Source organism: Kribbella sp. NBC_01505 (assembly GCF_045040285.1).
GTDB lineage: Bacteria > Actinomycetota > Actinomycetes > Propionibacteriales > Kribbellaceae > Kribbella.
Genome location: NZ_CP109425.1, coordinates 2365727 through 2388843, shown reverse-complemented (window position 1 = coordinate 2388843; position 23117 = coordinate 2365727). Strand labels below are relative to the sequence as shown.

Genomic DNA, 23117 nt, shown 5'->3' with positions numbered 1-23117 from the left:
CCTCACGTTGGACGGACGGAGTACGGGCGAAACCATGTCATGCCGCGCGGCGGTCCGCGCACCATTCCAGCGCCGTCGAATGGTCCATTCGCCCTTGTGTGAAAGGGTTCTCTATCGATGGAACGTCGTGTGAGACTCGATGCTCCCAGCTCCTTGCCCAGGGGGTACCTTCATGTCCTCAAAGTTGCGTAGAGCAACTACTTACCGAGCGCTGATCGCCACCGCGGTGGCGACCGCGATGCTGCTCGGCGATCAACAGAGCGGTCTGGCCGCGGCGGCGGCTGCCAGGCCGGACCCGAAGTTCAACCAGACCGAATGGAAGTCGATCGACGGCCGGACCGCGAAGGCCGCCCCGCGCCCGGCCGACCCATCGGCAGGCCGGGTACTGCGTGGTGCACCTACCATCACGTGGCCGTCCCCAGCCACCGCGGAGGTCGCGGTTCCCGTCCCGGGCGGCGCCACTACCTGGGGCCTGGCCCTGAACGGTGGCCGGGTCGCGCAGCGCGCGAAGGCCGGAAACCTGCCGGTCTGGGTCGCGCCGACCGCGGCAGCCGCCAAGGAACGTCTCGCCACCGGTGTCACCGCGAGCCTGCCGGCGAAGGTCAAGGTGGATCTCGTCGGCCGCACCGGCGATGCGCTCGAGCTCAAGGTGAGCCGAGCCGACGGCGTGGCCAAGACGGGCCAGGTCACTCTGGGCGTCGACTATCGCGCCTTCCGCGACACATACGGCGGCGACTGGGCTACCCGGCTCCGGTTCACCACCCGTACCGCGGCCGGGACGAAGGTCATCCCGACCCGCAACAACGGATCCGGTGAAGTGATCGCCGAGCTTCCGGTCGGCGCCCAACCGCAGACGTTCCTGGTCGCGGCCGGCGCGGGCAGTGGTGCGGGCGACTACGGGAAGGCCGACCAGTCCGGCGGCAGCGCCACCTGGAACGTCGGTGGATCGTCCGGCGACTTCAGTTGGTCATTGCCGTTCACCGTGCCCCCGTCGATCGGCGGCCCGGCGCCGACCGTCGGCCTGGAGTACTCGTCGGGTGCGCTGGACGGTTTCTCGTCGGCGACCAACAACCAGACCTCGCTTCTGGGCCAGGGCTTCTCACTCAGTGGTGGCGGCTCGATCGAGCGTCGCTTTCGCTCGTGTGCCAAGGACAAGAGCGGCAACAACGGCGACAAGAACACCGGCGACATGTGCTTCGCCGGGGACAGCCTGAACATCTCGGTGGCCGGCAAGTCCGGTTCGCTGGTCCTCGATCACAAGGACGCCAACGGCGAGGTCTGGCGGATGCGCGGTGACGACGGCTCGGTGGTCGAGCGGCTGACCGGCGCGGTCAACGGCGACGACGGTGTCCTGGCCGCGGACAAGGGCGAGTACTGGCGGATGACCTCACCGGACGGGACCAAGTTCTACTTCGGGCTCAACCGGCTGCCCGGCTGGTCCAGTGGCAAGGACGAGACCAAGTCGGCCTGGACGATGCCGGTCTTCGGCAACAACGCCGGTGAACAGTGCAACAAACCGGCTTTCGTGGACTCCTGGTGCCAGCAGGCCTATCAGTGGAACCTGGACTACGTCGTCGACCGGTCCGGCAACACGATGAGCCTCTTCTACGATACCGAAACGGGCAACTACAGCCGCTTCGTCACCAAGACGACGGTCAGCCCCTATGTCCGGGCCGGCAACCTCAAGCGGATCGAGTACGGCCAGGCCGACGGCAGCGTGTTCACGCAGAAGCCGGTGGCTCAGGTCCTGTTCACGACTGCCGAGCGCTGCACCCCGGAGCCGTGTGGAGCTGCGCAGCCGAGCACATATCCCGACACGCCGTGGGACCTGAACTGTGCCAGTACCACCAACTGCGACAACCACTACACGCCGACCTTCTGGACCCAGCGCAGGCTGGCCAAGGTCACCACCCAGGTATGGCGGGCGGCGAGCAGCAAGCACGAGGACGTCCAGTCCTGGTCGTTCCGGCAGGAGTATCTGCGCGGCGACAACAGCAGCCCGGCGTTGTGGTTGCGGGAGGTCACGCCGACAGGACTGGTCGGACCGAACCCGCAGCAGATGCAGTCCACCAGCTTCGACGGTGTCGCGATGGGCAACCGCGTCGACTCCGGAAGCGACATGGTTCCGCCGCTGGAATGGTTCCGGATCAACGCTATTCACAGTGGCTCCGGTGGCGACGTTTCGGTGGTCTACGACAGCATCGACTGCACGCCGTCCAGCCTGCCTGCGGCGGACCACAACGATCGCCGGTGCCGGCCGCAGAAATGGACGCCGGAGGGCTCCGCGGCCAGAGAGGACTGGTACCACAAGTACGTCGTCAAGCAGGTCTCGGAGACTGACCGGACGGTCGCGGCCAGCGACCCGTGGCAGGCGCCTGTCCCGACTGTCACCACGGTCGCGTACCAGGACAAGCCGGCCTGGCGTTTCTCCGAGCAGGATGCCGGCACCGACCTGAGCGAGTCGACCTGGTCGCAATGGCGTGGCTACGGCGACGTCAAGGTCACCAAGGGCGGTGGTGACGAATCGCAGTCGGTCACCGAGACGCTCTACTACCGCGGCATGGACGAAGACCGGAACAAGACCGGTCCGGTCAAGGACGTCAAGATCAAGGACTCCACCGGGGCCGAGGTGGACGACACCAACGAGTTCTCCGGGCAGCCCCGGGAACAGACGACCTTCAACGGCGCGGCAGTTCTGCACCGCAACATCTCCGACTACTACCTGGGTGCTCCGACCGCCAGCATGACGCAGCCCTGGGGCACGTTGACGGCCCGGCCATCCGGGCAGAAGAAGGTCGCGCAATATCTGCCCACGGACACCGGGACGCTGCGCCTCGGTACCGAGAACACCTATGACACCAGCGGCCGGCTCATCAGCAAGGACGAGGCCAACGACGTCAACACGACGGCCGACGACACCTGCACGCGCTTCACCTATGTGGAGAATCCCAGCAGCAACCTCCGTCAGGTGCCTGCCCGTCAGCAGTTGGTCAGCAAGAACTGCGGAACCACCTTCGCCAACTCGGACGTGATCCGCGACGACCAGATGTACTACGACGGCGCGACCTCGATCAGTACGCCGCCGACGAAGGGGCTGCTCACGCGAGCCGAGCGGCTATCCGGGTTCGACTCGGCCGGCAAGCCGACGTACGAGCTGGCTTTCACCATGGAGTACGACGCGGTCGGTCGGCAGATCCGCAAGACGGATGCGCTGAATCGCTCCGTGCGCAAGATCTACAACCCCGGATACGGACCGATCACCAAGATCACCGAGGTGGCCGCGAACGGGCTGGAGAGCGTCACCGACTACGAGCCGGCCTTCGGTGTGCCGGTCGGAATGACGACGCCGGACGGTCGTCGGGCGGACAAGGAACTGGACGCGTTCGGCCGGATCACGAAGACCTGGAGCCCGGGCCATCCGCGCAGCGGACCAGCCGATATCGAAACCGAGTACGCGGTGCGTGACGACGGTCCGTCGGTGACGACCACCAAGCGACTGGTCAAGCCTGGCGTCTACGACACCTCCTACGAGCTGTACGACGGTCTGCAGCGGTTGCGGCAGACCCAGGAGAAGACGCCGAACGGCGGCTGGCTGGTCACGGACCATCGCTACGACTCGCGTGGCCACGAGGTCAAGCTCAACGGCCCGTACTTCACCCGGGTGCTGGCCGAGAAGGAACTCAAGCTCGTCGACGAGAACACCCTGCCGAAGCAGCAGGTGACGGTCTGGGACGAGGCCGATCGTCCGAAGCAGCAGTTGTTCAAGTCGCTCGGCCAGACCAAGTGGACGATCGAGCACGACGTCGCCAACGGCCGGCAGAGCATCGACCCGCCGGACGGCCAGGCGCCGACCACCCGGATCACGGACGCTCAGGGCCGCTTGGTCGAGTTGCGGCAGTACCAGGCGAACAGCCCGACGGGTCCCTCCGACAAGACGACGTACACCTACTGGCCGTCCGGTCAGCTGAAAACGACCACGGATCCGGCCGGCAACGTCTGGAGCTACAAGTACGACCTGCAGGGTCGCAAGGTCCAGGAGAACGATCCGGACAAGGGCATCACGAAGTTCACCTACGACGCCACCGACCAGATCACCTCTACCCTCGACGCCAACGGCGTGAAGTTGTTCGTCGAGTACGACAACGCCGGGCGGAGGATCGCCATCCACAACGGCGCTCCGGACGGTCCGCGCCTGAGTTCGTGGACGTACGACACGGTGGCGCCGGGACGTCCGGCGTCCTCGACCAAGTACGTCGTCAAGGACGGCAGGACCGACGAGTACACGACCACCATCGTCGGATACTCGCCCTCCGGAGAGCCGACAGGTACTTCGATCACGCTGCCCGCGTCCGAGGGCAAGCTGGCCGGGACGTACACGATCGGGCAGACCTACAACGACGACGGAAAGATCGCGACCCGGACACTGCCGAAGGTGGGCGATCCCGACGCGGGCGGAATGGCCGCCGAGACTCTCACCTACGGCTACAACGACCAGGGTCTGGTCAAATCACTGGCCGGCCAGGACACCTATGTCCGGCAGATGAGCTACACGCCCTTCGAGGATGCGGACGTGCTGACGCTCGGCACCGCGTCGGGTCCCTTCGTCCAGCAGAAGTTCGAGTACGACTCTGTTACCCGCCGGGTCAACCGGGTCGTGGTCGACAAGGAACTGTCGCCCACGCGGGTGTCTGATACGCAGTACCAGTACGACCCGGCAGGCAACATCACGAAGTCCACTGACATCGCTCCGGCCGCATCGGGTGAGGCCACCGACACCCAATGCTTCAACTATGACTATCTGCGGCGGCTGACGAAGGCCTGGACACCGAAGCCGGGCGAGGACAACGAAGCCGGTGACTGTACGGCGGCACCGAGTGTGGCCGCACTCGGCGGGCCGGCGCCGTACTGGCAGCAGTGGACGTTCGACAAGACCGGCAACCGCAAGTCCGAGCAGACGATCTCGGCGGCCGGGACGACTACCAGCACCTATGACTACGGCAGCGCGAAGCCGCATGCGCTGACAGCTGTCGCCACCACCGGGCCGACAGGGGCCGTGAGCAGCAAGACGTTCGGCTACGACGCCACCGGAAACCTGAACAAGCGCACCACCGGCGGCGTGGACGAGATCCTGAACTGGGACCCCGAGGGGCACCTGGCCGACACGGCCAAGGGTGACGTCAAGACGTCGGCGGTCTATGACACCGAGGGTAACCGGATCATTCGCCGGGACAGTTCCGGAACGACGCTGTACGTCGGTGAGACGGAGATCCATCTCGACAAGTCCGGCAGCACCGTCTCCGGGACTCGCTACTACTCCTTCGGGGACCGTGCCGTCGCCGTCCGGACCAGCGGCAAGCTGACATGGCTGATCGGCGATCTGCACGGCACTCCGACCACAACCATCGACTCGGTCACTCAAAACGTGCAACGACGCCGGATGACCCCGTACGGCGTGGCACGTGGAGCGGCACCGGTCAGCTGGCCGGGGCAGCGAGACTTCCACGGCGGCACCAATGATCCGGACACCGGGCTGGTCCATCTGGGGGCGCGGGAGTACGACAAGTCCACTGGCAGGTTCATCTCGGTCGATCCGATCGTGGACAACACCGATCCACAGCAGATGAACGGCTACGCCTACGCGAACAACAACCCCGTCACCTACGACGACTCCGACGGCAAGCTCGTCTTCGTGATCATCGCGTTTGTGTTCGCGATCGTCTTCGTCGTCATGGAGATCGCCATGGCGATACAGCAGTTGTTCGGTGAGAACGTGACGATCATCGACACCAAGCCGGTCGAGGACGCGTTCTGGGATCTGCTCCACTTCATGTGGCAGAACGTCGTCAGGTGGGTCACCACCCGGATCAACTTCATCCGCTGGGTGTGGCGGATGATCGAGGTCCTCGTCAGCATCGTCGTCGGCAAACTCGAGGTGCATGCGCGGACGATCGTCCAGAACATCCCGGACAAGGTCGCCCCCCGACCGGTCGACCCGAAGAAGGACCCGCCGAAACCCGGTCCGCCGAACCAGCCTCCCAAACCCGGCCCGGGAAACAATCCCCCCAAGCCCGTCCCGCCCCAGAAACCAGGGCCAAGAGTTCCCAAGCCCAAGCCCAAGACGGACGACGACAAGGACGACGGCAAGCTCTACCGCGGTGCAGACGTCAACAAGAAGACCGGGGTCGTATCGCCGCCGGACTGGAAGCTGAAATCGTATGACTACGATCTCGATGCCGACGGCAACGTGATGGAGGGGCAGGGCCCGTCGACCAACACCAATGCCAACGAGATCCGAAGTTGGGGCAGAGTGCCGTACGAGGTCATCGTGTCGACCGTGCCGCCACAATTGCAGATCACCTGGACATCGAAGACTCACTACGAGGTCATGGTTGCGCCAGGACAGAAACTCACACTGGACGAATTCAAGAGGCAACTCAACAAGATCCAGTTCGGTCCACCAGCGACGAGGTGATCAGATGACAGTGCGCGACGCAGGCTGGAGCCTGCTACTGGCCGACGAGATGGACGACGGCGACTGGGCCCTGACGGAGTCCCGCGGTGTGCTGCTGAACGCGCAGCTGGAGCGGGACGGCCGGCGGTTCCCGGTGGTCTTCTACGACCCCGATCGGATCCACAACGCGGCGACGATTGGCACTGCGTCCGGCGATCCGTACTACCGACGGAACGTGATCCTGCTGCCGGCGGTGACGAGAACGGCGGTCGAGGCGGCCGTCGAGAAGCTAGGTAAGGCGGGGGAGCTCGACTGGCTGCTGTCTTGACGAAGGGCGGTCCCGGGAGCCGATTTGGTTTCCGGGGCCGCCTTCGGGCACAATGAACATGCCGAAGACCGCTGGTTGTCGCTTTCGAGCGACTGAAAGTCCCACTCAGGTGGGCGGCCCGCGCAGGTGATGAGAAGTGTGAGTGTAGTTCGTATGTTCACGCCCTTGCCGCCTGTGCAAGGGCGTTTTTTATTGTCTTCCAGGGGTCGGCGGCGAGAAAGCCAAACGAAGGAGACCCCATGGCGAGGCCGGACAAGGCAGCCGCTGTCGCAGAGCTGACGGACGAGTTCCGTAGCTCCAACGGCGCCGTGCTGACCGAGTACCGCGGACTTACCGTGGCGCAGCTCAAGAACTTGCGGACTGCGCTCGGTGACGACGTGAACTACGCCGTGGTGAAGAACACGCTGACCAAGATCGCGGCCAAGGATGCGGGTGTTGAGTCGTTCGACTCGCTGCTCGAGGGTCCGTCGGCCATCGCCTTCATCAAGGGCGACCCGGTGGTTGCGGCCAAGGGCCTGCGTGACTTCGCCAAGGCGAATCCCCTTCTCGTCATCAAGGGCGGAGTGCTCGACGGTAAGGCACTCGGCACTGACGAGATCACCAAGCTCGCTGACCTGGAGTCGCGTGAGGTCCTCCTCGCGAAGCTCGCAGGTGCGATGAAGGCGGCTCCGCAGCAAGCGGTGTCGCTGTTCGCTGCTCCGCTGTCGCAGGCCGCGCGCCTGTTCGCGGCGCTGCAGGACAAGCTGCCGGCGGACGGGGCTCCGGCCCCCGAGGCGGCAGCCGAGGAGACCGTGCAGGACACGGTCGAGGCACCTGCCGAGGCGAGCGCCGAGGAGACTGCCGCAGCTGACAGCTGAGGCCGTTCTCACTGCACCACCCCATTCAGTGATCGACAGTTACTAAGGAAGGACCGCCACCATGGCGAAGCTCAGCACCGAAGAGCTCCTCGGCCAGTTCAAGGAACTGACCCTGCTGGAGCTGTCGGAGTTCGTTAAGGCTTTCGAGGAGGAGTTCGGCGTCACCGCCGCCGCCCCGGTTGCCGTTGCCGCGGCCGCAGGCCCGGGCGCCCCGGCCGAGGAGGCCGAGGTTCAGGACGAGTTCGACGTCGTCCTCGAGAGCGCCGGCGAGAAGAAGATTCAGGTCATCAAGGAGGTGCGCGGTCTCACGAGCCTTGGTCTGAAGGAGGCCAAGGACCTGGTTGAGTCCGCCCCGAAGGCGATCCTGGAGAAGGTCGACAAGGCTGCGGCCGAGAAGGCCAAGGAAGCCCTCGAAGGCGCCGGCGCCACCGTCACCGTCAAGTGACCTCAGAGGGTCTCTGGGGATTTCCCGCCTACTGCGCTGCACTCGGCACGGCACCTCGCCGCACTGGTGCGAAGGCCACGATGGAAAAACATCGAGGCCTCCGCCCCAGCACGCCGAGCCACCGCACCGAGCACATGCTCGCTACGGCGCGAAATCCCCAGACACCCTCAGTTACGTTCCGCTAAGGGACGTAACGAATGTGTAGAGAAGGGCAGTCTCCTCCGGGAGACTGCCCTTCTCGCATTCCGGTCTGACTAGGATCGCAATCGCTTGACTTTGAGGGGTTACGCAAAACCGTACTCGTGCGTAACCTAGGCCACTGCCCCCTCGTTGGACCGGAGTACTCGTCGGTTCGGGGCCAGTTACAGATTCCCGTGAGGAGGACCGGTGGGCGTAGAAGTCCGCGTCGAAGGTCTCACCAAATCCTTTGGTAGCCAGCTGATCTGGGGCGATGTGTCCCTGACCCTGCCGGCCGGTGAGATCTGCGTGATGCTGGGCCCTTCCGGTACGGGGAAGTCCGTATTCCTGAAGACGCTGATCGGGCTGCTCAAGCCGGACCGCGGTCACGTCTTCATCGAGGGCACCGATATCGCGACCTGCAGCGAGCGCGAGCTGTACGAGGTCCGCCGGATGTTCGGCGTGCTGTTCCAGGACGGCGCGATGTTCGGGTCGATGGACCTCTACGACAACGTCGCCTTCCCGCTCCGCGAGCACACCAAGAAGTCCGAGTCCGACATCCGCTCCATCGTGATGGAGAAGATGGAGATGGTCGGTCTGGTCGGTGCGGAGCGCAAGCTCCCGGCCGAGATCTCCGGCGGGATGCGCAAGCGGGCCGGCCTGGCCCGAGCGCTGGTGCTGGACCCCGAGATCCTGCTGGTCGACGAGCCCGACTCCGGCCTGGACCCGGTCCGGACCTCGTTCCTGAACCAGGTGATGATCGACCTGAACGAGGCGTTCAGCCCGACGTTCCTGATCGTCACCCACGACGTGAACACCGCCCGCAAGGTGCCGGACAACATCGGCATGCTCTACCACCGGCATCTGGCCATGTTCGGTCCGCGCGAGATGCTGCTGTCCAGCGAGGAGCCGGTGATCCGGCAGTTCCTGAACGCCCAGATGGTCGGCCCGATCGGCATGTCCGAGGAGAAGGACGCCGACGAGCTCGCCGCCGAGGCCGGCCAGGAGTTGCCCGCGCTGCCGCCGATCCCGATCCAGCAGCTGCCGAGCAGCGGCATGCTGCGGCCGACCCAGCGTCCGCCGGGTGAGTGGTGCCGCGAGCACGGCGTCACACCGCCGCCCGGCTCGTTCGAATCCTCCACGGTGGGGGCTACGTGACTCTGAGCGCCACCGCCCCGCTGAAGCACGCCGGCTCCCTGTTCGCCTTCGCCCTCGACACCATGAGGGCGTCGGTACGCCGTCCTTTCCAGCTGAAGGAGTTCCTGCAGCAGGCCTGGTTCGTCGCGAGCGTGACGATCATCCCGACCGCGCTGGTGGCGATCCCGTTCGGCGCCGTGATCGCGTTGCAGGTCGGCGGACTCATCAAGCAGTTCGGTGCGCAGGCCTTCACCGGCTCGGCCGCCGTACTGGCTGTGGTCCGGGAAGCCTCGCCGATCGCGACCGCGCTGCTGATCGCGGGCGCCGGCGGTTCGGCGATCTGCGCCGACCTGGGCGCGCGGAAGATCCGCGAAGAGCTGGACGCGATGATGGTGCTCGGGATCGACCCGATCCAGCGGCTGGTGGTGCCGCGGGTGCTGGCGACGATGCTGGTCGCCTTCTTCCTGAACGGTTTCGTCAGCGTGGTCGGCGTGATGGGCGGTTACGTCTTCAACGTCGTTCTGCAGGACGGCACGCCAGGCTCCTACATAGCTAGCTTCACCGCGCTCGCGCACCTGCCCGATCTCTGGCAGGGACAGGCCAAGGCGCTGGTCTTCGGCTTCATCGCGGCGATCGTGGCGTCGTACAAGGGCGTGAACGCGGGCGGCGGCCCGAAGGGTGTCGGCGATGCCGTCAACCAGTCCGTCGTCATCACGTTCATGCTGCTGTTCGTCGCGAACTTCTCGATGACGGCGATCTACTTCCAGCTCGTTCCGCCGAAGGGGGCCTGACGTGTCGGCCCTGGTGGACACCCTCGTCAAGAAGCCGCTGAACTCGCTGGACAAGCTCGGCGAGCAGCTCGCCTTCTACGTCAAGGCGCTGGCCTGGTCCGGCAAGTCGATCACGCGGTACCGCAAGGAGATCCTCCGGCTGCTGGCCGAGGTCACCCTCGGCACCGGCGCGCTGGCCGTGATCGGCGGCACCGTCGGCGTGATCACCTTCCTGGCCTTCTTCACCGGGACCGAGGTCGGCCTCCAGGGCTACTCGGCGCTGAACCAGATCGGTACGTCGGCCTTCGCCGGCTTCGTGAGCGCCTACATCAACACCCGCGAGATCGGCCCGCTGATCGCCGGTATCGCACTGGCCGCGACAGTCGGCTGTGGTTTCACCGCGCAGCTCGGCGCGATGCGGATCAGCGAGGAGATCGACGCCCTCGAGGTGATGGCGATCCCGTCGCTGCCCTACCTGGTCACCACCCGGATCATCGCCGGACTGATAGCCGTGGTCCCGCTGTACGTCGTCGGTCTGCTCTCCTCGTACTTCGCCACCAGGCTGACCGTGACCAAGTTCTACGGCCAGAGCACGGGCACGTACGACCATTATTTCCATCTGTTCCTACCACCAGGTGATGTGTTGTGGTCGTTCGGCAAAGTGCTCGTCTTCGCGGTGCTGGTGATCCTGGTGCACTGCTACCACGGCTACCACGCGACCGGCGGTCCCGCTGGTGTAGGCGTCTCGGTGGGCCGCGCGGTCCGTACGTCGATCGTCGTGATCAACGTGGTCGACCTGCTGCTGTCGATGGCCATCTGGGGCACGACGACCACCGTCAGATTGGCCGGGTGAGCAGATGATCGACAAGCTTCCCCACAAGCTGTACGGCATCGTCTTCATCGGCGTGCTGTGCTTCCTGCTCTGGCTGACCTACGCCTTCTACGCGAAGGTCTTCACCAAGACCGTCGACGTCGAGCTCAAGACCAGCCACATCGGTCTCCAGCTCAACGAGCACGCGGATGTGAAGCTGCGCGGCATCATCGTCGGCGAGGTCAGCGGTGTCTCCACCGACGGCTCCGACGCGACGATCAAGCTGTCGCTGAAGCCGGACCAGGTGAACGAGATCTCCAGCGCGGTCAGCGCGCGGATCCTGCCGAAGACACTGTTCGGTGAGAAGTACGTCGCGCTGGTGCCGCCGAGCGGCGCCGAGGGCCGGCACATCCGGGCCGGTGACGTGATCGCCCGGGACAAGACCGCGGTCGGCATCGAGATCGAGAAGGTGCTGAACGACGCCCTGCCGTTGCTGCAGGCGGTCGACCCGGCCGACCTGAACGCGACGCTGAACACGCTGGCCACCGCGCTGGAGGGCCGCGGCGCCGAGATCGCCGGGACGCTGACCCAGCTCGACGCCTACCTGAAGAAGCTGAACCCGAACGTCCCCAAGCTGATGGACGCGCTGACCAAGCTCACCCAGGTCTCCCAGCTGTACGGCGACGCGACGCCGGATCTCGTCCGGGCGCTGCGCAACCTGACCGTCACCGGGAACACGGTGGTGGAGAAGGAGCAGCAGCTGCAGAAGTTCTTCGTCGACGTCCAGGCGCTGTCCTCGACCACGGACACGTTCCTGAAGCAGAACGAGGACCGCGTCATCCGCCTCGGTGAGGTGAGCAAGCCGGTGCTGGACCTGCTGGAGCGCTACGCGCCCGAGGTGCCGTGCTTCCTCAAGGTGATGACGGACACCACCCCGATCCTGAACGACACGTTCCGCGACGGCCGGCTGAACATCAACCTCGAGCTGATCACCAACCAGCCCACGCCGTACGAGCCGAACGAGCTCCCGGCGTACAAGGATCATCGCGGACCGACCTGTGTCAGCAAGAACTACTCGCACCCGGGCGAGAAGCCGGGACCGTACACGCAGGAGAATCCGGCGCCGTACATCACCGGTGAGGACGGCGTGATCGGCGACCACGGCAAGCTGACCAAGTTTCCGCTGAACCTGACGCTGAACCGCGCGATGCCCGGGTTCGCGATGGACACCCAAGGCGTTGGTACGCCGGCCGAGCAGAAGGTCGTCGACGCGGTCGTCGCTCCGGCGATGGGCGTACCGGCGAGCGACGTACCGGATCTGACCACGCTGCTGGTAGGACCGCTGCTGAGGGGCGGGCAGGTGAATCTCAAATGACCAAGCTCTTGGACAAGAAGACCTCGCTGGACATCGTCCGGCTGTCGATCTTTGTCGTGGTGACCACGGTCGCGACCGCGCTGCTGGCGGTGACGATCGGGAACATCACCTTCAACGCGACGACGAAGTACCGGGCCGTCTTCACCGACGCGGTCGGTCTGAACCAGGGTGACGACATCCGGATCGCCGGCGTGAAGGTCGGGCAGGTCGACAAGATCGCGCTCTACCAGAACACGTTGGCGATGGTGACGTTCAGCGTCGACTCCGACCAGGTGGTCGACACCTCGACGAAGGCGACGCTGCGCTACCGCAACCTGGTCGGCAACCGGTATGTCGCGCTGACCGACGGCGTCGGCGGTGGCGAGCGGCTGAAGTCGAACGGCCTGATCCCGAAGGAGCGGACCGCGCCGGCGCTCGACCTGTCGGTGCTGTTCAACGGCTTCAAGCCGCTGTTCACCGCGCTGACCCCGGCGGACGTGAACCAGTTCGCGTTCGAGGTGATCAAGGTGCTGCAGGGCGAGGGCGGCACGATCGAGTCGCTGCTGGCCAAGACCGCGTCGCTGACCACCACGCTGGCCGACGCGGACGAGGTGATCGGCAGCCTGATCACCAACCTGACCTCGACGCTGCAGATCGTCTCGCAGCGGCAGCAGAACTTCTCCCAGCTGCTGGTCAACCTGCAGCAGTTCATCACCGGCCTGAGCCAGGACATCAACCCGATCCTGAACTCGCTCGGCTCGATCAACTCGCTGAACACCAAGACGGCCGGCCTGCTGCAGCAGACCCGGGTGCCGATCAAGGCGGATCTGGACCGCCTGCGCACGGTCGCGACCACCCTCGACGACACCCAGGGCATCTGGGTCAAGACGCTGAACTACATGCCCGAGAAGCTGAACACGATGACCCGGACGGCGTCGTACGGGTCCTGGTTCAACTTCTACCTGTGCAACTTCGACGGCAACGTCACGCTCCCACTGGGTACGCGCATCCCGGTGAGCTACCAGAACAACTCGGCGAGGTGCAAGAAGCCGTGAAGCCCTTCCGGGAGCAGAACCAGGTGACGATCGGCGTCATCGGCCTGACGGTGATCGGGCTGATCATGCTGGCCGCGTTCAAGGCGCAGGACCTGCCGCTGATCGGTGGCGGCACCAAGTACTCGGCGCAGTTTTCCGAGGCCGGTGGCCTGAAGCCGAACGACGAGATCCGGGTGGCCGGGGTCCGTGTCGGCCAGGTGCGCAAGGTGGAGCTGGACGGCACCCATGTCCGGGTCGACTTCGTCGTCGACAAGGGCGTGAAGCTGGGGGACCAGACCGGCGCCGAGATGAAGATCAAGACGCTGCTCGGCCAGAAGTACCTGAAGCTGAATCCGTCCGGCAACGGTGAGCTGAAGGCCGGTTCCGAGATCCCGCTGGCCCGGACCGTCGCGGCGTACGACGTCGTGGACGCGTTCTCGGACCTGGCGAACACGACCGAGCGGATCGACACCGCCCAGCTGGCCAAAGCCCTGGACACACTGTCGACGACCTTCAAGAACACTCCGGAGGAGGTGCAGGCCTCGCTGACCGGCCTGTCCCGCCTGTCCCGGAACGTGGCCAAGCGCGACGAGCAGCTGAAGCTGCTGCTCCAGCACTCGAACACGGTGACCAAGGTGCTCGCCGACCGCAACCAGCAGCTGATCAAGCTGATGAAGGACGGCAACACCGTCTTCCAGGCCGTGCAGGCCCGGCGGGCCCTGATCCACTCGTTGCTGGTCTCGACGCAGAAGCTGTCCGCGCAGATCACCGCGCTGGTCCGGGAGAACCGCAAGGACCTCGGCCCGACCCTGACGAAGGTGAACGCCGTCCTCGCGGTGCTGCTGAAGAACCAGAAGGACCTGGACGCGAGCATCAAGGGGCTCGCGCCGTTCGTCAAACTCTTCACCAACACGCTCGGTACCGGGCCGTGGTTCGACGTCTACCTGCAGAACCTGGCGCCGGTACCTGAGGTTCCGCTGCCGAAGATCGATCTCGGTCTGCCGCCGATCCTGGGCGGCAGCCGATGACCAAGCTCTCGTCGTTCTCCCGCTTGATCGCGATCGCCGTCGTCGTGGTGATCCTCGCGGTCGGCCTGGTCGCGCTCTGGCCGAATCCCGAGCGCGTCTCGGCGACGGCGTACTTCCCGCGGGCGGTGTCGGTCTATCCCGGCTCGGACGTCCGGATCCTCGGCATCAAGGTCGGGGAGATCGAGAGCGTCACCCCGGCCGGTCGCACGGTCCGGGTGAAGTTCTGGTGGGACGCCAAACACAAGGTGCCGGCCTCGGCGAAGGCCGTGATCGCGGCGCCGTCGATCGTCGCCGACCGGTATCTGCAGCTCACCCCGGTCTACTCCAAGGGCGACGTGATGGCCGACGGGGCGCAGATCCCGATCGAGCGCACCGCCGTACCGCTGGAGCTCGACCAGATCTACCAGAGCCTGAACGACCTGTCGGTCGCGCTCGGTCCCAAGGGTGCGAACGACCAGGGCGCGCTCTCGCGGCTGCTGGACGTCTCGGCGAAGAACCTGAACGGCCAGGGTGCGAAGCTCAACCAGACCATCACCGACGTCTCGAAGCTGACCGGGACGCTGGCCGGCAACTCGCAGAGCCTGTTCTCGACGATCCGGCAGCTGCAGACCTTCGTCTCCGCGCTCGCGGCCAACGACGCCCTGGTGAAGCAGTTCAACACCAACTTCGCGGCGACGTCGACGACGCTGGCCGGTGAGCGCAAGGACCTGACCGCGGCCCTGTCGCTGCTCGCGACCGCGCTCGGTGAGGTCGCGACGTTCGTCAAGGACAACCGCGCGCTGGTGAAGAACACGGTCTCCGGTGCCACCGAGATCTCCCAGATCCTGGTCAAGGAGAAGGCGGCATTGGCCCAGATCCTCGACACCGCGCCGCTGGGCCTGGGCAACCTCGCCCGGATCTACAACCCGCAGTTCGGCACCCTGGACCAGCGGATCAACCTGGCTCAGCTCGACAACCCGTCGTCCTTCATCTGCTCGCTGCTGCTGCAGGTGAACCAGCCGCTGTCGACCTGCTCGCTGCTCAAGCCGGTGCTGGACTCACTGCCGAAGCTGCCGCTGCTCAGCCAGCTGACCGGCAGCGCGCCGGCCAGCGGTGGCCCCGCCGGTACGCCGTGGGCCGCGGCCGGTGGCGTCGCGAAGCCCAAACCGACCAGCCCGGATCCGGTCGACCCGACTCTCGGGGGGCTGGTCAGATGAGACGCCGTACGGCGATTGTGGCCGGAGCGCTCGCGATGGCGATGGCGCTGACCGGGTGTGACTTCAGCGTGTACTCGTTGCCGTTGCCGGGTGGCGCGAAGATCAAGGGGCCGTCGTACACGGTGACCGTCGAGTTCGCCGACGTGCTGGACCTGGTGCCGAAGTCGACGGTGAAGGTCGACGACGTCACGGTCGGCACGGTCGAGAAGGTCTGGCTCGAGGGGTACGTCGCCAAGGTGCGGATCCGGTTGCCGAAGAGTCTTGAGCTGCCGGACAACGAGCGCGCCACGATCCGCCAGACCAGCCTGCTCGGCGAGAAGTTCGTCTCGCTGGCGCAGCCGAGCGGTCAGGAAGCACCGCGTGGCCGGCTCGAGAACGGCGAGGTCATCCCGCTGTCGCGGACGACCAGCAACGTCGAGGTCGAAGAGGTTCTGGCCGCGCTGTCCCTGCTGCTGAACGGCGGCGGTGTCGCGCAGCTCCAGATCATCACCCAGGAGCTGAACAAGGCGCTGACCGGCAACGAGCCGGCCATCAAGAGCGTGCTCACGCAGCTCGACACCTTCGTCGGCACCCTGGACCAGAACAAGCAGAAGATCGTCACCGCGATCACCGCGGTCGACGCGCTGGCCAAGAAGCTGAACGCGCAGAAGGAGACGCTGGCGACGGCGATCGACTCGCTGCCGAAGTCGATCGCGACCCTCGACAAGCAGCGGGCCGCGCTGGTGAAGACGCTGCAGGCGCTGTCGACGCTCGGTAGCACCGCGACCCGGGTGATCACCTCCGCGCAGAAGGACCTGGTCGCCAACCTGCAGTCGCTGTACCCGATCCTGACCAAGCTGGCCGAAGCGGGGGAGAACCTGCCGAAGTCGCTCGAGCTGCTCTTCACGTACCCGTTCCCGGACGGTGCGGCGCGCGGCGTACAGGGTGACTACACCAATCTGGGCATCACCTTGGACATCAATACCCAGAAGCTGCTCAAGGGCCTGCTCGGGCTGGACCTGCCGAACGTCGGCCCGAGCGCGCTGCCGACGGGTGTGGTGAGCCTGCCGATACACAACCCGACGACCAAGCCGGGCGGGAAGCCGACGGCCAAGCCGACCGGGATCGCGACGACCTGCGTGACCGTGCTCCTGCTGCCGGTCTGCGGTCCGAAGCTCAACCGGGCGGCGTTCGATCCCGACCTGGCCCGCGCGCTCATGCCGGGGGTGGTGCAGTGATCACCAGGGGAGTCCGGATCCAGCTGATGGTGTTCCTGCTGATCACCGTCGTCGGGATCGCGTTCGTCGGCGCCAGGTACGCGCAGATCGACAAGCTGCTGTGGGACGACGACTACCGGGTGAGCGCGAGCTTCGCCGAGTCCGGCGGCATCTTCGAAGGCGCCGAGGTGACGTACCGGGGCCAGCCAGTCGGCCGGGTCGGCGAGCTGAAGCTGCTGCCCGACGGCGTACTGGTCGACCTGAACATCGACAAGAAGACCAAGATCCCGAACGACCTGCTCGCCGTGGTGGCGAACCGGTCCGCGATCGGTGAGCAGTACGTCGACCTGCAGCCGCGCCGCGACGACGGTCCGTACCTGAAGGACAACTCGCGGATCGACCGGGAGAACACCGCGATCCCGATCGACACCACCGAGCTGCTGCTGAACCTCGACCAGCTGGTCAACTCGGTGGACCAGGACAGCCTGCGGACCACGGTCAAGGAGCTGGGCACCGCGCTGAAGGGCAAGGGGACCGACCTGCAGAAGATCATCGACAGCTCCGGCCGGCTGATCGACGACGCGGACGCGAACATCCTGCAGACCATCAAGCTGATCAACGACGGCGACACCGTACTGGCGACCCAGGTGGCCAGCGGCGACGCGATCAAGACCTGGGCGAAGAACCTCGCGCTGCTGTCCGACACCCTGGTCAGCTCGGACGCGAACCTGCGCAAGGTGATCGACCAGGGCTCGGCCGCCTCGACCCAGATCACCGGCCTGATCCAGGACAACAGTGCGGACATCGCGGTGCTGCTGGGTAACCTGCTGACGGTGAGCCAGTTGACCGCAGTCCGGCTGGATGCCGTCGAGCAGTTGCTCGTCGTGTATCCGGCGGTGTCCATGGGCGGGTACGTCGTACCGGCCAAGGACCCGGGGACCGGTCACTACGACGCCCACTTCGGTCTGGTGCTCGGGCTCACCCCGCCGGCCTGCCGGGCCGGCTACTCGAAGGACAACTGGCGCGTGCCGCAGGACACCGCGGACACCCCGGCCAAGAAAGCCGCTTGTACGGCGTCGCCGTCGAGCGGGACGAACGTCCGGGGCGCGCAGAACGCGCCGAGCCCCTCGTCGCGCCCGGACCGGAACCGGACCGGCTACGGCATCGGCTACGACCCGGCGACCGGCGAGGCGGGAGGCTCCGGCGGGATGCCGGAGATGATCCTCGGCTCGACCGGTGGACAGCAGGAGCTGCTCGGCAGCGATTCCTGGAAGGCTCTCATCCTCGGACCGGTGACCGGCAAGTGACTTCGGGCAACTCCCGGCTGGGCAGGCTGATCGTGGCATGGGCGCTGAGCGTCCTGCTGGTGATCGCGCTGGCCGCCGCAACCCTTTCGGTGATCGCGCTGCAGAAGCAGAACCAGGACAAGAGCCTGCGCGAGGGCGCGATGAAGTCCGCGCGGCAGCTCGCGCTGGACTTCACCACCTACGACTACCAGACCTGGGACGCGGACTCGAAACGCGTGGTCGACGACTCCACCGGGCAGTTCCAGCAGGAGTTCAAGGCCGGACTGGACTCCTTGAAGTCGAACGTGGTGGCCAACAAGGCGACCTCCAAGGGCGATGTGAAGGAGGCCGCGGTGGTGTCCGGCGACAAGGACTCGGCCGAGGTCCTGGTGATCATGAACGCACTCGTCACGAACACGTCGTCGCCCGACGGGGTCGAACGCCGGTACCGGATCAAGCTGGACATGGTCCGCGAGAAGGACCACTGGCTCACGGCTGACCTGCAGGTGGTGGGCTGATGACGGATCGCCCCCGCAACCGCCCCCGCATCGCCGGCCAACGCCGTACCGGCGTGGTTCCGGCGACCGGGGAAGAGCGTGACGAGCTGCTCGAAGAGCCGCTCGACGATGCGCCTGATGATGTGACTCAGGACACAACAGAGGTTGTCGAGACCCCTGTTGAAGAGCCTCCGGGACCGCCTGCGGTTACTGAAGGTAGCGAAAAAGGTCCTGTCGGCGGCGTGCTGTTCGCGTTGCTCGGCGTACTGATCGTGCTCGTGCTGACCGTGGCGGCGGTGCTCGGGGTGAAGGCCTGGCAGGGCAAGCAGGCCGAGGACGCCCGCGGGCAGGCGGCCGCGGCCGGGCGGAAAGCCGCCGAGACCGCGCTCAGTTACGACTACCGCGACCTGGACAAGAGTTTCGCGGCGGCGCGGGCGACGATGACCCCGGAGTTCGCCGGGAAGTTCGACGAGACCGCCAAGGTGGCCGGCGAGCTGGCGACCAAGTCCAAGGCGACCGTGAAGGCCGAGGTCCGCGAGGTCGGGGTCCGCGACGGCGACGCCGACCGGGTCACGCTGATCATCTTCGTGAACCAGACCACCACCAGCACGATCACGGAGGGTAAACCCCGGGTCGATCTGAACCGGACCCGGTTCACGATGGTCCGAAAAGACGGCCGATGGCTGGTCCAGGAGATCGCCGGACTGTAGTCTCTTTGTGACTCCGCACCAAGAGGACGTCGGCAGGCTCGTGGGTGATCTACCCACTGGAGACACCGGGTCGGTCCTTGACGGAAAGGGTGGTCCGAAGGCAAACTATCGGACCCCATTGGACAGGCTTGCCTGTATCGGGTAGCCTATTGCTTTGCGCTGCCTTTCTCCCACCTCGGCTCGGGTCTCGACTTGACTGGGGTGGTTTGGCCTGCGCTCAGCTCACTCAGCTCTCAGCACCGCAAGTGCCACAAAGAAGTTCCAGCACCGAAGACACCTTGCGAGCCCGTGGAAGGACGCCCCTTGGTCGCCTCGCGCAACCCCCAGTCCGACAGCATTTCCGACGTTTCCGGCTCTCCCCGCCGTATCTCCTTCGCGAAGATCGCGCAGCCTCTCGAGGTTCCCGATCTGCTCGCGCTGCAGGTGGACAGTTTCGACTGGCTGGTCGGTAACGAACTCTGGCAGGCCCGCGTGGCCGCCGCCGAGGCCGAAGGACGGACCGAACTGTCCGGCCCCTCCGGTCTGGAAGAGATCTTCGAGGAGATCTCCCCGATCGAGGACTTCAGCGGCACCATGTCGCTGTCTTTCCGCGACCACCGATTCGAGCCGCCGAAGAACACGGTCGACGAGTGCAAGGAGCGCGACGTCACCTACTCGGCGCCGCTGTTCGTCACCGCCGAGTTCATGAACAACGAGACCGGCGAGATCAAGAGCCAGACCGTCTTCATGGGCGACTTCCCGCTGATGACGCGCAAGGGCACCTTCGTGATCAACGGCACCGAGCGTGTCGTGGTCTCGCAGCTCGTCCGCTCGCCCGGTGTGTACTTCGAGCGCACGCCGGACAAGACGTCCGACAAGGACATCTTCACCGCCAAGGTGATCCCGTCGCGCGGTGCGTGGCTGGAGTTCGAGGTCGACAAGCGGGACATGGTCGGTGTCCGGCTGGACCGCAAGCGCAAGCAGAACGTCACCGTGCTGCTGAAGGCCCTGGGCTGGACCGACGCGCAGATCCTCGAGGAGTTCGGCGAGTACGAGTCGATCCGCCTCACCCTGGAGAAGGACCACACCTCCGGGCAGGACGACGCGCTGCTGGACATCTACCGCAAGCTGCGTCCGGGCGAACCGCCGACGCGCGAGGCCGCACAGGCGCTGCTGGAGAACTACTACTTCAACGGCAAGCGCTACGACCTGGCCAAGGTCGGTCGCTACAAGATCAACAAGAAGCTGGGTCGCGACGAGACCCACGACACGGCCGTGCTGACGATCAACGACATCGTCGCCACGATCAAGTACCTGGTCGCCCTGCACGAGGGCAAGACCGAGCTGCCCGCGCCGACCGGTGAGATCGTCGTCGAGGAAGACGACATCGACCACTTCGGCAACCGGCGGCTGCGTACTGTCGGCGAGCTGATCCAGAACCAGCTGCGCACCGGCCTGGCCCGGATGGAGCGCGTGGTCCGGGAGCGGATGACGACCCAGGACGTCGAGGCGATCACGCCGCAGACCCTGATCAACATCCGTCCGGTGGTGGCGGCACTGAAGGAGTTCTTCGGTACGTCGCAGCTGTCGCAGTTCATGGACCAGACCAACCCGGTCGCCGGTCTGACCCACAAGCGTCGCCTGAACGCGCTCGGCCCCGGTGGTCTGAGCCGTGAGCGGGCCGGCTTCGAGGTCCGCGACGTGCACCCGTCCCACTACGGCCGGATGTGCCCGATCGAGACCCCGGAAGGCCCGAACATCGGTCTGATCGGCTCGCTCGCGTCGTACGGCCGGGTGAACCCGTTCGGGTTCGTCGAGACGCCGTACCGCAAGGTCGTCGAGGGTCTCGTCACGGACCAGGTGGACTACCTGACCGCCGACGAGGAGGACCGGTTCGTCATCGCGCAGGCCAACGCGGCGCTGACCGACGACAGCCGGCTCGCCGAGGACCGCGTGCTGGTCCGTCGTCGCCACGGTGAGGTCGAGCTCGCGCTCGTCGCGGACGTGGACTACATGGACGTCTCCCCGCGCCAGATGGTGTCGGTCGCGACGGCCCTGATCCCGTTCCTCGAGCACGACGACGCCAACCGCGCGCTGATGGGTTCGAACATGCAGCGCCAGGCGGTGCCGCTGATCACCTCGGACGCGCCGCTGGTCGGCACCGGCATGGAGTACCGCGGTGCGGTCGACGCCGGTGACGTGGTGGTGTCCGAGAAGGCCGGTGTCATCAAGGAGGTCTCGGCCGATCTGATCGAGATCGCCGCCGACGACGGCACCTACCAGACCTACCGGCTGCAGAAGTTCCGTCGCTCGAACCAGGGCACCTGCATCAACCAGCGTCCGCTGGTCGACGCCGGTCAACGGGTCGAGATCGGGTCGCCGCTCGCCGACGGTCCGTGCACCGACGAGGGCGAGATGGCCCTCGGCCGGAACCTGCTCGTGGCGTTCATGCCGTGGGAGGGTCACAACTACGAAGACGCGATCATCCTGTCGCAGCGCGTCGTGCAGCAGGACCTGCTGACCTCGATCCACATCGAGGAGCACGAGGTCGACGCCCGCGACACGAAGCTGGGTCCGGAGGAGATCACCCGGGACATCCCGAACGTCTCCGACGAGATGCTGGCCGACCTGGACGAGCGCGGCATCATCCGGATCGGCGCGGAGGTCACCACCGGTGACATCCTGGTCGGCAAGGTCACGCCCAAGGGTGAGACCGAGCTGACCCCGGAGGAGCGGCTGCTCCGGGCGATCTTCGGTGAGAAGGCGCGCGAGGTCCGCGACACGTCGCTGAAGGTTCCGCACGGCGAGCAGGGCACCGTCATCGGGGTCCGGGTCTTCGACCGGGACAACGGCGACGAGCTGCCGCCGGGCGTCAACCAGCTGGTCCGCGTCTACGTGGCCCAGAAGCGCAAGATCTCCGTCGGCGACAAGCTCGCCGGACGCCACGGCAACAAGGGCGTCATCTCGAAGATCCTGCCGGTCGAGGACATGCCGTTCATGGAGGACGGCACCCAGGTCGACATCATCCTGAACCCGCTGGGCGTGCCCGGCCGGATGAACGTCGGTCAGGTCCTCGAGACGCACCTCGGCTGGGTCGCGAGTCGCGGCTGGAAGGTCGACCCGGACAGCAAGGAGGAGTGGGCCCAGCGGCTGATCAAGATCGGCGCCGGCGAAGCTCCCCCGATGACCAACGTCGCAACCCCCGTCTTCGACGGTGCGCGCGAAGAAGAGGTCACCGGCCTGCTCGGCTCGACGCTGCCGAACCGCGACGGCGACCGGATGGTCAACAGCACCGGCAAGGCGCGGATGTTCGACGGTCGTTCGGGTGAGCCTTTCCCGGAGCCGGTCGGCGTCGGCTACATGTACATGCTGAAGCTGCACCACCTGGTGGACGACAAGATCCACGCCCGCTCGACCGGTCCGTACTCGATGATCACGCAGCAGCCGCTGGGTGGTAAGGCGCAGTTCGGTGGTCAGCGGTTCGGCGAGATGGAGGTGTGGGCCCTCGAGGCCTACGGTGCCGCCTTCGCGCTGCAGGAGCTGCTGACGATCAAGTCGGACGACGTGGTCGGTCGGGTCAAGGTCTACGAAGCGATCGTCAAGGGCGAGAACATCCCGGAGCCGGGTATCCCGGAGTCCTTCAAGGTTCTGGTCAAGGAAATGCAGTCTCTGTGTCTGAATGTCGAGGTCCTCTCGTCCGACGGAAGCCGGGTCGAGATGCGCGACAGCGAAGAGGACGTCTTCCGCGCGGCGGAAGAACTGGGAATCGACCTGTCCCGGCGTGAGCCGAACAGCGTCGAGGAGGTCTGAGCGGGTTGCCGCTCTCGATCAACAGCCAAACTTTTCTCAGACCAACTTTTT

At 65.9% G+C, this 23117-nt stretch carries 16 protein-coding genes; all 16 read left to right on the top strand.

Going from position 1 to position 23117, the window contains the following annotated elements; all coding sequences use genetic code 11:
- Window positions 1-172: 172 nt before the first annotated feature.
- The 16 genes from OG474_RS11115 to rpoB all read left to right on the top strand — a co-directional run bounded on the left by OG474_RS11115 (window position 173) and on the right by rpoB (window position 23066).
- Window positions 173-6472 carry an RHS repeat domain-containing protein gene (locus tag OG474_RS11115; RefSeq protein WP_405062167.1) on the top strand — a complete coding sequence of 2100 codons (6300 nt, stop codon included), beginning with the start codon at window positions 173-175 and terminating at the stop codon, window positions 6470-6472.
- Window positions 6473-6476: 4 nt separating this feature from the next.
- Complete coding sequence (locus tag OG474_RS11110) at window positions 6477-6779, top strand: hypothetical protein (RefSeq protein WP_405062166.1); 303 nt, start codon at window positions 6477-6479, stop codon at window positions 6777-6779.
- Between the two features lie 239 nt (window positions 6780-7018).
- Entirely contained in the window at window positions 7019-7636 is a 618-nt protein-coding gene (gene rplJ / locus OG474_RS11105) for a 50S ribosomal protein L10 (RefSeq protein ID WP_405062165.1), read from the top strand.
- Between the two features lie 61 nt (window positions 7637-7697).
- Window positions 7698-8081, top strand: coding sequence for a 50S ribosomal protein L7/L12 (gene rplL, locus OG474_RS11100; protein ID WP_405062164.1), 384 nt, complete (start codon window positions 7698-7700; stop codon window positions 8079-8081).
- 387 nt (window positions 8082-8468) lie between these two features.
- Window positions 8469-9416: an ABC transporter ATP-binding protein gene (locus OG474_RS11095; protein WP_391541374.1), complete on the top strand. Its 948-nt coding sequence runs from the start codon at window positions 8469-8471 to the stop codon at window positions 9414-9416.
- 62 nt (window positions 9417-9478) lie between these two features.
- The gene (locus tag OG474_RS11090; RefSeq protein ID WP_238161201.1) at window positions 9479-10186 is read left to right on the top strand and encodes an ABC transporter permease; all 708 of its coding nucleotides are present in this window, start codon (window positions 9479-9481) and stop codon (window positions 10184-10186) included.
- Between the two features lies 1 nt (window position 10187).
- A complete protein-coding gene (locus tag OG474_RS11085) occupies window positions 10188-11018 on the top strand; it encodes an MlaE family ABC transporter permease (RefSeq protein WP_405062163.1) in 831 nt (276 codons plus the stop codon).
- A gap of 4 nt (window positions 11019-11022) precedes the next feature.
- Window positions 11023-12351, top strand: a complete 1329-nt coding sequence (locus OG474_RS11080) for an MCE family protein (RefSeq protein ID WP_405062162.1) — start codon at window positions 11023-11025, stop codon at window positions 12349-12351.
- On the top strand, window positions 12348-13385 hold the full coding sequence (locus OG474_RS11075) for an MCE family protein (RefSeq protein ID WP_405062161.1): 1038 nt from the start codon (window positions 12348-12350) through the stop codon (window positions 13383-13385). The genes OG474_RS11080 and OG474_RS11075 overlap by 4 nt, the downstream gene beginning before the upstream one ends.
- Complete coding sequence (locus OG474_RS11070) at window positions 13382-14392, top strand: MCE family protein (protein ID WP_405062160.1); 1011 nt, start codon at window positions 13382-13384, stop codon at window positions 14390-14392. Before OG474_RS11075 ends, OG474_RS11070 begins: the two co-directional genes overlap by 4 nt.
- A complete protein-coding gene (locus OG474_RS11065; RefSeq protein ID WP_405062159.1) occupies window positions 14389-15588 on the top strand; it encodes an MCE family protein in 1200 nt (399 codons plus the stop codon). Before OG474_RS11070 ends, OG474_RS11065 begins: the two co-directional genes overlap by 4 nt.
- Window positions 15585-16805: an MCE family protein gene (locus OG474_RS11060; protein ID WP_405062158.1), complete on the top strand. Its 1221-nt coding sequence runs from the start codon at window positions 15585-15587 to the stop codon at window positions 16803-16805. The genes OG474_RS11065 and OG474_RS11060 overlap by 4 nt, the downstream gene beginning before the upstream one ends.
- The gene (locus OG474_RS11055) at window positions 16802-18091 is read left to right on the top strand and encodes an MCE family protein (protein WP_405062157.1); all 1290 of its coding nucleotides are present in this window, start codon (window positions 16802-16804) and stop codon (window positions 18089-18091) included. Before OG474_RS11060 ends, OG474_RS11055 begins: the two co-directional genes overlap by 4 nt.
- Window positions 18088-18588 carry a hypothetical protein gene (locus OG474_RS11050; RefSeq protein ID WP_405062156.1) on the top strand — a complete coding sequence of 167 codons (501 nt, stop codon included), beginning with the start codon at window positions 18088-18090 and terminating at the stop codon, window positions 18586-18588. Before OG474_RS11055 ends, OG474_RS11050 begins: the two co-directional genes overlap by 4 nt.
- On the top strand, window positions 18588-19277 hold the full coding sequence (locus OG474_RS11045) for a hypothetical protein (protein ID WP_405062155.1): 690 nt from the start codon (window positions 18588-18590) through the stop codon (window positions 19275-19277). The genes OG474_RS11050 and OG474_RS11045 overlap by 1 nt, the downstream gene beginning before the upstream one ends.
- A 303-nt stretch (window positions 19278-19580) precedes the next feature.
- On the top strand, window positions 19581-23066 hold the full coding sequence (gene rpoB / locus OG474_RS11040) for a DNA-directed RNA polymerase subunit beta (RefSeq protein WP_405062154.1): 3486 nt from the start codon (window positions 19581-19583) through the stop codon (window positions 23064-23066).
- Window positions 23067-23117: the final 51 nt, after the last annotated feature.

Coding starts and splice junctions, on each gene's coding strand:
- OG474_RS11115 (WP_405062167.1), top strand. CDS start 173: ATGTCCTCAAAGTTGCGTAGAGCAACTACTTACCGAGCGCTGATCGCC.
- OG474_RS11110 (WP_405062166.1), top strand. CDS start 6,477: ATGACAGTGCGCGACGCAGGCTGGAGCCTGCTACTGGCCGACGAGATG.
- rplJ (WP_405062165.1), top strand. CDS start 7,019: ATGGCGAGGCCGGACAAGGCAGCCGCTGTCGCAGAGCTGACGGACGAG.
- rplL (WP_405062164.1), top strand. CDS start 7,698: ATGGCGAAGCTCAGCACCGAAGAGCTCCTCGGCCAGTTCAAGGAACTG.
- OG474_RS11090 (WP_238161201.1), top strand. CDS start 9,479: ATGAGGGCGTCGGTACGCCGTCCTTTCCAGCTGAAGGAGTTCCTGCAG.
- OG474_RS11080 (WP_405062162.1), top strand. CDS start 11,023: ATGATCGACAAGCTTCCCCACAAGCTGTACGGCATCGTCTTCATCGGC.
- OG474_RS11075 (WP_405062161.1), top strand. CDS start 12,348: ATGACCAAGCTCTTGGACAAGAAGACCTCGCTGGACATCGTCCGGCTG.
- OG474_RS11065 (WP_405062159.1), top strand. CDS start 14,389: ATGACCAAGCTCTCGTCGTTCTCCCGCTTGATCGCGATCGCCGTCGTC.
- OG474_RS11060 (WP_405062158.1), top strand. CDS start 15,585: ATGAGACGCCGTACGGCGATTGTGGCCGGAGCGCTCGCGATGGCGATG.
- OG474_RS11045 (WP_405062155.1), top strand. CDS start 18,588: ATGACGGATCGCCCCCGCAACCGCCCCCGCATCGCCGGCCAACGCCGT.